The following is a 12211-nucleotide window of genomic DNA, read 5'->3' as shown; positions in this document are numbered from 1 at the left end:
TCAAAGGGTTCCCGTTGCGGCGCGCTGCGCAAGCAGCAGGTTCGCCGTGTTCAATTCAATGCGGTCGTTGCTGATCATGAGGGGCGCCGAATGCAGATCGCGCAGATGGCGTCCCACGCTGAACGGCGTGTCGTTCTTGTAGCCGGCCATGCCGCAGATCATCAGCGTCTCCTGCACCACGTGCAGCGCCGACTGCGAAATCGCCAGCTTGAGCATGTTGAGGTCTGCGTTGATGCCGATCGACGCCGTAAGCGGCGCGTCGTCGTCGTTGCCTTGCGTGGCCCGGCGGATGGCGCGTTCGGCGCTCGCGGCCTCGACGTTGGCGAGCGATTCGCGCAGGCGCGCCTGCATCATCCTGATGAGCGTGATGATCTGCGAGAGCCTCGCCGCCGAAGGAGGCAGGGCGGGCTTGCCGCGCGCCTGGTTGCGGAAGAACTGATGCGCGCGATTCGCTGCATCGCAGGCAATGCCGCACCACACCGACGACCACAACGTGTGCGATACGGGCAGCATGCTTTCGTCGGCGATCTTCGAGAACGGCGCGGGCAGGATCTGCTCGGCGATGCCGCTTGCCGTGAGCCGATGGCCCTGGCTGCACGTGCCGCGCATGCCCAGCGTGTCCCACGTGCCGCGCTGTTCGAGCGTGAGCGTTTCACGCGGCGCGACGATCAGGACCTGATCGGAAGGCGGTGCATCCGGATGACGGCGCGCCGTCACGAGAATGCAGTCCGCGTAGGTGCCGTACGAAATGGTCGGCGCCATCTTCTCGATCTGGAACGCGTTGTCGACGAGATCGACCGCGCATGCGCTCGTCCGCATGTTGCCGCCGATGTTCTCTTCGGACGTGGCCGACGCGAGCAGCAGTTGCTCGTTCACCATGCGCGCGAGGAACGCGCGCTGCCAGGGCACGTTGGCGCCATGATCGACGATGCACACGACCTGGCTCTGGTGCATGGCGTAGATCATCGCGGACGAGGCGCAGCCCTGGGCGAGGGCTTCACACAGGCGGGCCACGCCGGTCAGCGAGAGTCCGTCGCCGCCGTGTTCCACCGGCACCATCGCGGAGAAGAGACGCTCCTCGCGCATCGCAGCGACCGCTTCCGCAGGAAAGCGCGCTTCACGATCCACTGCATCGGCGTGCTGCGCCGCGACGGCGGCGACACGCTTTGCAGCATCGATCAACGCGCTTTCGCTGCGTGCGTTCATGCTCTGTGCCAGTTGCGCCGCCTCGAGCTCCTGAGCGGGCGCGTTCATGCGGCCGCCTGCGAGCGGCGCAACTCCTCGACGGCGGCCGCGAGCGAATCGACGCTCGAAAAGAGCCGGCGCGTGAGCATGTGATCGGGGATCTCGATGCCGAACTCGTCTTCGATCGCGAGCATCACGTGAACCGTGGCGAGCGATGAGAGACCGGCGGCGTAGAGATCGTCGCTGTCGGAGAGCGTATCGACAGGCACGTCGAGCCGAGCGGACTCGGCGAGGATGCGGCGCAATTCAGTTTTCATTGTCTGTGTTTTCCCTTGTACCCGGCCAACGGTGCATTAAATCCGGAAGGCGACGTAGCGTGGTGGTCGAATGTCGTCTTCGCTCCGGAGCGAAATGGGGTGGTGTTGTTCACTTTCGTGAAGACGATTTCACGAGAGCCCTCGCACTCACCTTCTTGTTTGTTGTTTGATCGTATTTAACGAATTACGAGGCCGGGACGTCCGTGCGATGGCGCACGGTGGGCCTTCAAGAGCAAAGGCGTGCTATGTGCGATATCCGGCACGCAGCATTTCGCGTCAGTCCTTCAGACTGGCTGCTGCACTGCTTCAGGTAAGACCTGCAGCTTCCACGAGCCTGTGCCTTGCAAAAACTATGCGAGACTGCAAGGCATTTGAAAACTGACTCACGGGGTGAGGTAATTGGTACTGTTCTCCTTTCTGCTGGGCTTCGTCGCACTGTTCATCGTGTGGAGGAAGCGCCGCGTGGCGGTTCTGCTGATGGCGGGCGCCTTCTTCTGGCTGGTCGGCAGTTGGCTGGCCGGACCCTTGATGAGGCTTGCAAACGACGGGCATGCCGTCATGACCGAGCCGCGCTTCGGTCCGCACACGGTCATCATCGTGCTCGGCGGCGGGACCGAGTACGACCGCAACCGGCATTTGATTCCGAAAGGCGACACCATCACACGCGTGGATCTCGGCGCGTCGCTGTACAAGCGGTGCCGGATGCGCGAACCGGACTGCCTCGTGATCGTGAGCGGCGGCAATCCGCAGCGTCACGAGCTGAGCGAAGCGGATGTCATCGGACCTTTGCTGCTCGAACGGGGTGTCGAAAGCCGCGACCTGATCCTCGAAAACACGAGTCTCGACACTTACGCCAACGCGCGCAATACGGAGAAAATCCTACGGTCGCGGCGATACGACACGTCGATCCTCGTCACGTCCTCGCTGCACATGCAGCGCGCGCTGCTGGCTTTTCAGGTGTTCGGCATCGATCCGCAGCCCGGCGTAGCCTTCATACGGAATCCCAAATCATGGTGGGTGCCGCATCCTGAAGGATGGATCGATTCGAACTTCGCGCTGCATGAATTGATCGGCATCATGCGGTTCTGGGTGTGGCACTGGATCGGGCTGTATCCGGGCGTGCAGCCCGGTGCTCAGCGCTGAAGCGCTTCTTTCAGATAGCGCGCAGTGCGGCTTTCGGCATCCTTCGCGACTGCATCGGGAACACCCGTAATCACCACCTTGCCGCCATCCTCGCCGGCACCCGGGCCCATGTCGATGACCCAGTCGGAATGCGCGGCCACGCGCATGTCGTGTTCGACGACGACCACTGTGTTGCCCGCATCGACCAGGCCTTGCAACTGGCGCATCAGGCGGTCGACGTCGGCGGGATGCAGGCCGGTGGTGGGTTCGTCGAGGATGTAGAGCGTGTCGCCGCGATGGGCGCGCTGCAGTTCCGTCGCGAGCTTGATGCGTTGCGCCTCGCCTCCCGATAGCTCGGTGGCCGGCTGACCCAGGCGCAGATAGCCGAGCCCGATGTCGCGCAGCACGGCAAGCGCACGCATGATGTTGGGTTCATCGGCGAAGAAAGCGCATGCGGCATCGACGCTCATGTCCAGCACTTGCGCGATGTTCTTGCCGTGCCATTCGATCTCCAGTGTCTGCGCGTTGTAGCGCGAACCGTGGCAGGTCGAGCAGGACGTGTACACGCTCGGCAGGAACAGAAGTTCGACGCTGACGAAGCCTTCGCCTTCGCACGTGGGGCAGCGCCCCTGTGCGACGTTGAAGGAGAAGCGGCCCGCGCCATAGCGGCGCTTGCGCGCGCTCGGCGTGTCCGCAAAGAGCTTGCGGACGTGATCGAACAGGCCGGTATAGGTCGCGAGGTTCGAGCGGGGCGTGCGGCCGATGGGCTTCTGATCGACACGCACGAGACGCCTGATCGTCTCCATGCCTTCGACGATGCTTCCGCCTGCGGGCGCGTCCGGTGTCGCGAGCAATGGGTCGGATTCGTCTTCGGTGGCGTCGTCGAGGGCGCGTCCGAGGTGTTCGGCGACGAGCTCCGGCAAAGCCTGGCTGACGAGGCTCGACTTGCCCGAGCCCGAGATGCCGGTGACCGTCGTGAAGGCGCCGAGCGGAAAGGCGGCATCGACGCCATCGAGGTTATTGCGCTCGATGCGCGCAAGCCTGAGCCAGCCACGCGGCCGGCGCGGCGCGCGCTCGACCGCACGATGTTGCGCGAACAGGTGTTCACGGGTCTGCGAGGCATCGACGGCTGCAAGGCCTTCCGGCGGGCCGCTGTAGAGCACATGACCACCGCCTTCGCCCGCGGCCGGACCGACATCGACGAGCCAGTCGGCACGGCGCATCGTGTTCAGATCGTGTTCGATGACGAACAGCGAATTGCCCGCGGCCTTGAGACGCTGCAACGCGACGAAGAGCGCCTCGTTGTCCGCAGGATGAAGTCCGGCCGAGGGTTCGTCGAGCACATACACGACGCCGAACAGTTGCGACGCCAGTTGCGTGGCGAGCCGCAGGCGCTGTAGTTCGCCGGACGAGAGCGTGGGCGTCGCGCGGTCGAGCGACAGATAGCCGAGGCCAAGATCGATGAGCGTTCGTAAGCGCTCCAGCAGATCGGCGGCGATGAGTTCGGCTGCGGCGCGTTTTTCGTCCGAAAGATTCGCGGTGCGGCGCACATCGGGCGCCGCCTTGTGAGCCGAGCCGCCGGCCGCGACTCGTTGCGTAGTGGCCGCGCGGCGAGCGGCCTTGTCCAATGTCTCGCCATGCGGCTGCGTCTGCGTGGACCAGTCGCCGCGTGCGATGGGCGCGAGCAGGTCGGCGAGGCGGTTCATCGGCAGATGCGCGAACCCGGCGATGTCCAGTCCCGCGAAGGTGACGGAGAGCGCTTCCTTCTTCAGCCGTTTGCCGTGGCACGAAGGGCAGTCGCTGCCCACCATGAAGCGCGATACGCGCTTCTTCATCAATGCGCTTTGCGTGTGCGCAAAGGTATGCAGGATGTAGCGCCGCGCACCGGTGAAGGTGCCCTGATAGCTCGGCTCGGCGCCGCGCTTCAATGCCGCGCGGGTTTCCTTCGGTGTGAGTCCGGCGTAGACCGGTGCGGTCGGCTGCTCTTCGGTGAAGAGGATCCAGTCGCGGTCCTTCTTCGGCAGATCGCGCCAGGGGGTGTCGACGTCATAGCCGAGGGTCACGAGGATGTCGCGCAGGTTCTGACCGTGCCAGGCGGGCGGCCACGCGGCGATGGCGCGCTCGCGGATGGTGAGGGAGTCGTCCGGCACCATTGACTTCTCCGTGACCTCGTACACGCGTCCGAGACCATGGCAGACGGGACACGCGCCCTGCACGGTGTTCGGGGAGAAGTCCTCCGCGTAAAGCATGGGCTGCTTCGGCGGATAGCTGCCCGTACGGGAATACAGCATGCGCGCGAGGCTGGACAGGGTCGTCACGCTGCCTACGGAAGAACGGGCATTCGGCGCGCCGCGCTGCTGCTGTAGCGCGACCGCGGGCGGCAGGCCTTCTATCGAATCGACCTGCGGCACGCCGACCTGTTCGATGAGCCTTCGTGCGTACGGCGCGACTGATTCGAAATAGCGGCGCTGCGCTTCCGCGTAAAGCGTACCGAATGCCAGCGAGGATTTTCCGGACCCCGAGACGCCGGTGAAGACCACGAGGGCGTCGCGGGGGACGTCGACATCGACGTTCTTCAGGTTGTGCTCACGCGCGCCGCGAACGCGCACGAAACCTGCTCTGGACTTTTCATTGGCATCGTCGTGTGCGGCGACAGCGTGATGGGCTTTGCGGACATCCATGGCAAAAAGTGGTGATGGCTTCGAGATTGCATGCAGCATGCCATATGCCGGACGGCATTTTGCGTTATGCATGTTGAATGCAGAATGCGGACGAGAATTTCTTTCACGCGTGGATCGCGTGGGCGTCAGCGCTCGTTCAGAACCGTGATGAGACTGATAGGCGAGGCAATGCGATGAAATCAGAGACAAGCGGATTGAAGATACTGCTCACACTGACGGCAAGCCTGGCGATGGGCGTATCGGGCGCTGCAATGGCGGGCGGGAACGGCAATGGCGGTTCAGGCGGAGGCAATGCGCACGGCGCGGCGACTGCCGGACCGACGGCCGGAGGCGACAATACCTCCGTGCCGGGCAGTACGCGCCAGGGCCTGCATTTGAAGCACAAAAAGAAGGCGAAGCCCGCGCCGTCCAGCGCGCAGTGATGATGACGAGCACGGCGGAGCACGGCAGGAGCACGCGTCCGCGCGAAATGTTTCAGGCTGCCGCGACGCCTTCGATGTCGATGTCGTCGGTCCCGAGGCGCGAGAAGATATCGCAGACTGCGCGCATCTCCGCTTCATCGCGGATGCTGACGACCACGCGCGTCAGGCCGCACAGCGTGTCGGCGTCGCCGCCGTCCGCGCCGAACGACGGAAGAATGTCGTCGCCGGTGATGTCGAGACCGAACGGGTACTCATGCGTATCGACGACGCCGAGATGTTCGCCGTGACCGGCGTATTCGGCTGAGATCCACTGGTTTTGCGCCGCCGCGCTTTGCACCACCGAACTGTGAAAGTCCGCAAAGCCGGTCATGCTGGCCACGCGGACACGGTCTCCCGCGATGCCTTCCGCGCGGAGGTCTTCGAGTGCTTCGTCGAGCTTGCGGGAGCCGAAAAAAGCTCCGGATACTTCTCGCATCATTGCCTGTCTCCTTGCTGCCTCGGTGCCACGAATTCAGTATCGCCGTGAAGCGAGCCTTTGTGAACACGGGTTCATACCGGTTGTCGCCCCGAGGGATCGGGAAAAGCGCGAGAGGCACAGGGAGCGGCGCACGAGGGCGCGGCAGCGACACGCCGGAAAACCCTTATTCAGGCTCGCGAGTGCGCGAGGAGATGGCGAATCCAACGGATGCGGACCGGGATACGCGAGCCTGACGACGAAATGAACCCACTGGCCGGGGGCCGGGGCAGATACAGCCGACACCCGGAGCCCACGGTTGCGGTGCCAGGCGCGTTCACTTCATGCGGTACATGAACTTTACGCCGCAAAGGACCGATTATCAACGGTTTGATGCGGCCCTAATCGATTGAAACGCAAGGTTTTTTCGGGGCAGTTCGTCGCAGCGGCATGGCGGTTTCAGCTTTGGCATGCTGCATGATGCATACAAAAAACCGCGTGAACGATCAGTCATCGTACAAGCTGACTTGCGCCCTATAATGGGCGATCGAGCCTATTCAAGACCGGTCCTCCCATGTCCCAAGCACTGTCGTCCGGCGCGCTGCGCCGCTCCCGCAACCTGACCGAGGAGGTTGTCGCCGAGTTGTCGGAGCGCATTCGCAGCGGTGCACTTCAGCCCGGCGACAAGCTGCCGACGGAATCGGAAATCATGGCGCAGCTCGGCGTCAGCCGCACGGTCGTGCGTGAATCGATCTCGCGCCTGCAGGCCGCGCGTCTCGTACAGACGCGGCATGGCATCGGCACCTTCGTGCTGGAGGCAACCGATCACGACCGCTTCCAGATCGAAGCTGCGGGCGACCTCACCGTACGCGACGTGATGGCGATTCTCGAACTGCGTATCAGCCTCGAAGCCGAGGCGGCCGGGCTCGCCGCAATGCGCCGCACGGACGAGAATCTGGCGCAGATGCGCCGCGCGCTCGACGAGTTCGAACGCCTGATCGAAGCGGGCGAGAGCAGTGCGGTCACCGCCGATGTCGCCTTCCACCTCGAACTCGCGAAGGCCACCGGCAACCGGTACTTCCACAGCATCCTGAGCCAGCTTGGCAACACCATCATTCCGCGCACGCGGGTCAACTCCGCGGCGCTCGCTCATCACGATCCCGGCAGCTATCTAGATCGCGTGAATCGCGAGCACGAAGATATCTTCGACGCCATCGAGCGTCGCGATCCCGAAGCCGCGCGCGCCGCAATGCGCATGCACCTGTCGAACAGCCGGGAGCGTCTGCGTCGCGCGCATGAGGCTTCGGGGAAGGGCCAGGAGGCGAGCTGAGCCGCTTTGCCTGGAGCCTGCGTGCTACGCCTCGTCAAGCATCACGGAGAGCGTGCCGGCTTCGTTCTGCACACCTGCATCGAGATCAATTTCGTGCGGCGCCATCTTCGCAATGGCGCGCAGCAGGCGTGGCGAGAAGCCCGCGCCGAAACGTGCAAGGGCGTCATTGCGTGTGGCTTCATCGGCATGCGAGAGCGCACGCAGTTCGCTCAACGGCAAGCCTACGAACAGATCGATTGGGTAAGGCGGCGCATCGGGGTCGGCATCGGTCGTCGGCGAACCCGGTGCTCGTATGCGCAAGCCGGGCTGCAGGTGCGACGCCAGTTCCGCGGTCACCTGACAGGGCGCCTCGGCTTCCAGTGCGCCGCGTGCTTCGCTTGCCAGGAAAGGAGCGACGTCCTGCAAACGCGCCAGTTCTTCATCGGACAGCAACATGGTGTTCTCCCTGCGGATAACGGTGACGTTATCACGGCCCGCAGCACATGCCGGTCCAGCGTGCGTTCACGCCAGCGTCATTCGCGATGTTCCGCAATGCAGGCGGCGATCGCTTCGTTCACGGCATCGGCGGCATCGCGATGCGGTGAATGTCCGCATTGCGACAGCTTGACGAGCCGCGCGTGCGGCACGGCTTCCTGAATCCTGTCGAGTTGCAGCATCGATGCATATTCGTCATCGTGTCCCTGAATGGCGAGCAGCGGCTTTCTTATCGCGGCGATCTCGGCGGTGATGTCCCAGTGCAGGAACTCGGGATTGAGCCACGCGTCGTTCCAGCCGTAAAAGGCCGAATCCACGTCATCGTGATAGGCGCCTAGCCTGTCGCGCAGCGCACTGGTCTCATAGACCGCGCGCGTTTCCCTGATCGCCTGCACCGTCATGGGTTCCACGAACACATGCGGCGCCATGATGGCGGCGCCCGCCAGAGCATCGGGGAATGCGCTGGCATGGAGCAGGGCGATCGTGCCGCCGTCGCTATGACCGATGAGCCACATGCGGGCGCGCTCCCGGGCATCGATGCGCAACGCATCGAGCAACGCGGGCAATACGACCTGCGCCTGATGATGCAGGAAGCTGACCGGCCAGGTTTCGCCGGGCCGGCGCGGAGTCGAGCGCCCATAGCCCGGACGCGAGAAGACCAGCCCGCGACATTGCAGCCGGTCACACAACACTTGTGGCCAACGCTTCCATAACCTGACCGATCCCAGTCCCTCATGCAGGAATACGGCGATGTGCGCATCGCCGCGTTCGGCATTGAGCCATTCGTATTCGACCCGCACGGGATATGCGCCGCCGTTCAAATCGGCAAAAGAAACAGACTGGCCTGTCTGAAATGTCATATTGGAAGATCGGCAAGATAGAGCACAAAGATTAACAGACACCGTCGGGCGGTTATGCGAATCTCCCTTGCGAGCATGCATTGGAACAGTGCATGCAAGGTAATGAATAAAGCTATTGAATCGCAAGCAACACACAAAAAACAGGTTTCTCAGTCCATTGGATTTTTTTCTCTGGACTTGCCTGAACTTTTTCTGCGAAAGTCATTCGTAAGAATGCGCGCCACGCTACGTTAAACCTTGTCCCTATTTATTTGAATGTCGCTTATGGAGAATGTGGATGAAACGACCTAAACGAATGTTGCTGGAGAACATTGCCTGGGCGCGTGAAACAGCGCATGCCGATGCGGACTTCTTTCCGCGCCTGGCGCAAGGTCAAAGCCCGCGCGTGCTGTGGATCGGTTGCTCGGACAGCCGCGTGCCTGCCGAGACCGTGACGAATGCGGATCCCGGGGACCTCTTCGTTCATCGCAACATCGCCAATCTGTTTTGTCCATCCGACGACAACACGTTGAGCGTGCTCGAATATGCGGTGCGTGTGCTGAAGGTGGATCACGTCATCGTCTGCGGCCATTACGGCTGTGGCGGCGTGCGTGCGTCGCTGCTGCCGTTGTCGAACGACCTGCCGCATGTCAATCGCCGCATCGCGCCGCTATGCGCACTGGGCGAGACGCATCGCGACCATCTCGCCACCTTTGCGGACCTCGAAACCCGCGCCAATCGGCTCGCCGAACTGAGCGTGTTCGAACAGGTGCGTCTGCTGCGCGAGCACGCCATCATCCGTGAACGCGATAACCCTCCGCTCGTGCATGGGTGGATCTTCGGCCTGCATGACGGACATCTCAAGGTGCTGGCTTCAGGTTATGAAAACGAATCCGGTCATCAAGGCAGCGATCAGGTAAGCGCTGCTCTGCTTGAAACAGTCTAGGCACTCAATTCAGCCGTTGATTCTTATGCGATGTCGCGAAAGCGACGCTCGCAGGCATTCACTCGCGTAAACGGAATGAACCATGAAAGCAGCTAATCGTTTAGCCAATCTTCCACGCGATTTATTCGCGGGCATTGTCGTGTTTCTCGTGGCATTGCCATTATGTCTCGGCATTGCCAATGCATCCGGTGTCGAGCCGATTGCCGGCTTGATGGCGGGCATCATCGGCGGCGTCGTCGTTGCCTTGCTGAGCGGCTCGCAATTGAGCGTCAGCGGCCCGGCGGCGGGGTTGATCGTGATCGTCGTCGGTGGCATTGCGGGGCTGGGCAGCTTCTCCGCGTTCCTGCTCGCCGTATTGTTGTCGGGCGTGATCCAGTTCGGCTTCGGTATGCTCAAGGCGGGACGCTTCGCCGCTTATGTGCCCTCGTCGGTCATCAAGGGCATGCTGGCGGCTATCGGCCTTCTGTTGATCATCAAGCAGATTCCGCTGGCCGCGGGATTCGCGAACGATGGTGTCCACGTCACGGGCGGTGACGGCTTGCTGTCCACATCCTATGGACATGTATCGATCGCGGCCTGCGTCATCGCGGTCGTTTCGCTCGGCATGCTCGCGGCGTGGGAAACGGCCGCGCTGCGCCGCTTCGCCCTCGTGCGGCTGGTGCCCGGTCCCCTGGCTGTGGTCGTCTTCGGCGTGGGCGCTACGCTGCTGATCGACCGCTTTGCGCCGGGCTTCGCGCCGCCCGAGCAGTATCGCGTGGCATTGCCCTCGCTCGAATCGTTCACGGCCTTGACGAAAGCGCTCGAACTGCCGGACTTCTCCCAACTGCTCAATCCCGGCGTGTGGCGGCTTGCGGTGACGCTTGCGATCGTCGCGAGTCTCGAGACGTTGCTCAGCCTCGAAGCAGTCGAGCAGATCGATCCAAAGAAGCGCACCGCGAATCCGGACCGTGAACTGAAGGCGCAGGGCATCGGCAACATGCTGGCCGGCGCAATCGGCGCGCTGCCTATCACTTCGGTGATCGTGCGCAGCTCGGCAAACGTGACGGCGGGCGCACAGAGCCGCTGGTCTGCATTCGTGCATGGCGTGTTGCTGCTCGTGAGCGTGTTCGGCCTGACGAGTGTGATCAACCTGATTCCGCTGTCATGTCTCGCCGCCGTTCTGATCTTCACGGGACTGAAGCTTGCCAAGCCGTCGCTATTCGCGTCCGTCGCGAAGGAAGGCTTCGAACGTTTCGCACCGTTCATCGCGACCATTGCGGGCGTGCTGCTCACCGACCTGTTGATCGGCATCGTGATCGGCATTGCATGCAGTCTGTTCCTCGCCGTGCGCGCCAACCTGCGCCGCCCGATCACGATGGCGCAGCACGATGACCATTACCTGCTGTCGTTCCGCAAGGACGTGTCGTTTCTGTGCAAGGTGACGCTGAAGCGCCGACTCGCCGCGATCCCTGACGGGGCCGTTGTGATTCTCGATGCTTCGCGAGCCGACTATGTCGATCCGGATGTCCGTGAGGAGATCGACAAGTTCGTGGCCGCTGCGCCTGCGCGGAACATGCACGTCGAATGCCGGAACATGCCGCGTGTGGAGGAGGAAACGTTCACGCCTGTCCGGAACCGCTGGTTCGGCACGGCAAGACCGCGTACCGCATCGGAATAGCGTTCGCTGCACGTCTTGCGCGGCACCTCGCGCAAGGCGTGCCTGATGACTTCATTCAGTCACGATGGACATCGAGAAGCCGTCCCATCCCTTGCTTCCGACTGTCTGGATCGCCGTGGAGTCGAGGCGGGGATGTGTGGCGAGCATGTCGAAGAAGGTGCGCACGCCATTCACGTCGGGGTCATCGCTGCCGGTTTCCAGTACCCGCCCGCGACGAATCACGTTGTCGGCGACGATCAGCGTTCCCGGGCGGCTGAGGAGCAGGACAAGATCGAGATAAGCCGGATAACTTTTCTTGTCGGCATCGAGAAAGATGAAATCGAACGGCGGGATGCCGTCGCGCACGAAGGACCGCAGCGTGTGCACCGCATCGCCGACGATGACCGATGCCACGCTCGACAAGCCCGCCCGCGCAAGGTTGCCACGTGCGACGTGCGCATGCGCGTCGACGGCTTCCAGTGTCAGCAGCGTGCCGTCCGAAGGCAGTGCGCGCGCGAGCCATATCGTGCTGTAGCCGCCCAGCGTGCCGAGTTCGAGGATGCGTCGTGCGCCGCGCAGCTTCGCAAGCATGTGCAGCATCTTGCCCTGGTTCGGCGCGACGTTGATGGCGGGCAATCCTGCGTTCACGCTGTCGCGCAGCGCGGCTTCGAGCACTTCATCCGGCGCCTGGGTTCGTTCGCAAAGGTATTCGTCCATTGCGATCCACTGCTGTTCGTTCATGCCAACTCCTCTTTATTCGCTGGGATGTCCTGCGGTTCACGCCATGCGCGACTGTCACCATACA

The 12211-nt window shown here is 62.9% G+C and carries 12 protein-coding genes; 5 read left to right on the top strand and 7 right to left on the bottom strand.

Features of this window, described 5'->3' with window-relative positions; genetic code table 11:
* Together QCE62_RS25020 and QCE62_RS25015 are read right to left on the bottom strand one after the other, a co-directional pair.
* Nucleotides 1-1254 (bottom strand): acyl-CoA dehydrogenase family protein, encoded by a 1254-nt coding sequence (locus QCE62_RS25020; protein ID WP_309924278.1) that lies wholly within the window; start codon nt 1252-1254, stop codon nt 1-3.
* Nucleotides 1251-1502 carry an acyl carrier protein gene (locus tag QCE62_RS25015; RefSeq protein ID WP_309817013.1) on the bottom strand — a complete coding sequence of 84 codons (252 nt, stop codon included), beginning with the start codon at nt 1500-1502 and terminating at the stop codon, nt 1251-1253. The genes QCE62_RS25020 and QCE62_RS25015 overlap by 4 nt, the downstream gene beginning before the upstream one ends.
* 399 nt (nt 1503-1901) lie before the next feature.
* Here QCE62_RS25015 and QCE62_RS25010 point away from each other — a divergent pair, with 399 nt between their 5' ends.
* Nucleotides 1902-2645, top strand: a complete 744-nt coding sequence (locus QCE62_RS25010; protein ID WP_309924276.1) for a YdcF family protein — start codon at nt 1902-1904, stop codon at nt 2643-2645.
* Here QCE62_RS25010 and QCE62_RS25005 read toward each other — a convergent pair.
* Nucleotides 2636-5305 carry an excinuclease ABC subunit UvrA gene (locus QCE62_RS25005; protein ID WP_309924274.1) on the bottom strand — a complete coding sequence of 890 codons (2670 nt, stop codon included), beginning with the start codon at nt 5303-5305 and terminating at the stop codon, nt 2636-2638. The genes QCE62_RS25010 and QCE62_RS25005 overlap by 10 nt on opposite strands.
* Nucleotides 5306-5382: 77 nt before the next feature.
* On the opposite strand from QCE62_RS25005, the gene QCE62_RS35320 reads away from it, so the two are divergent.
* The gene (locus tag QCE62_RS35320) at nt 5383-5727 is read left to right on the top strand and encodes a hypothetical protein (RefSeq protein WP_409017909.1); all 345 of its coding nucleotides are present in this window, start codon (nt 5383-5385) and stop codon (nt 5725-5727) included.
* A gap of 52 nt (nt 5728-5779) precedes the next feature.
* On the opposite strand, the gene QCE62_RS24995 is transcribed toward QCE62_RS35320, so the two are convergent.
* On the bottom strand, nt 5780-6205 hold the full coding sequence (locus QCE62_RS24995) for a hypothetical protein (RefSeq protein ID WP_309924272.1): 426 nt from the start codon (nt 6203-6205) through the stop codon (nt 5780-5782).
* Nucleotides 6206-6755: 550 nt separating this feature from the next.
* Here QCE62_RS24995 and QCE62_RS24990 point away from each other — a divergent pair.
* The gene (locus QCE62_RS24990) at nt 6756-7511 is read left to right on the top strand and encodes a FadR/GntR family transcriptional regulator (RefSeq protein ID WP_309924270.1); all 756 of its coding nucleotides are present in this window, start codon (nt 6756-6758) and stop codon (nt 7509-7511) included.
* Nucleotides 7512-7535: 24 nt separating this feature from the next.
* Here QCE62_RS24990 and QCE62_RS24985 read toward each other — a convergent pair whose 3' ends face one another.
* Both QCE62_RS24985 and QCE62_RS24980 read right to left on the bottom strand, forming a co-directional pair.
* Complete coding sequence (locus tag QCE62_RS24985; protein ID WP_309924269.1) at nt 7536-7946, bottom strand: hypothetical protein; 411 nt, start codon at nt 7944-7946, stop codon at nt 7536-7538.
* Between the two features lie 77 nt (nt 7947-8023).
* Complete coding sequence (locus QCE62_RS24980) at nt 8024-8845, bottom strand: alpha/beta hydrolase (protein WP_309925291.1); 822 nt, start codon at nt 8843-8845, stop codon at nt 8024-8026.
* 277 nt (nt 8846-9122) lie between these two features.
* Here QCE62_RS24980 and QCE62_RS24975 point away from each other — a divergent pair, with 277 nt between their 5' ends.
* Both QCE62_RS24975 and QCE62_RS24970 read left to right on the top strand, forming a co-directional pair.
* Nucleotides 9123-9770: a carbonic anhydrase gene (locus tag QCE62_RS24975; RefSeq protein WP_309924267.1), complete on the top strand. Its 648-nt coding sequence runs from the start codon at nt 9123-9125 to the stop codon at nt 9768-9770.
* An 82-nt stretch (nt 9771-9852) separates the two neighbouring features.
* Entirely contained in the window at nt 9853-11427 is a 1575-nt protein-coding gene (locus tag QCE62_RS24970) for a SulP family inorganic anion transporter (protein WP_309924265.1), read from the top strand.
* Nucleotides 11428-11478: 51 nt separating this feature from the next.
* Here QCE62_RS24970 and QCE62_RS24965 read toward each other — a convergent pair whose 3' ends face one another.
* Nucleotides 11479-12147, bottom strand: a complete 669-nt coding sequence (locus tag QCE62_RS24965; RefSeq protein ID WP_309924264.1) for an O-methyltransferase — start codon at nt 12145-12147, stop codon at nt 11479-11481.
* Nucleotides 12148-12211: the final 64 nt, after the last annotated feature.

This window comes from Caballeronia sp. LZ033 (genome assembly GCF_031451265.1).
GTDB lineage: Bacteria > Pseudomonadota > Gammaproteobacteria > Burkholderiales > Burkholderiaceae > Caballeronia.
This window is presented reverse-complemented; position numbering and strand designations above follow the sequence as displayed.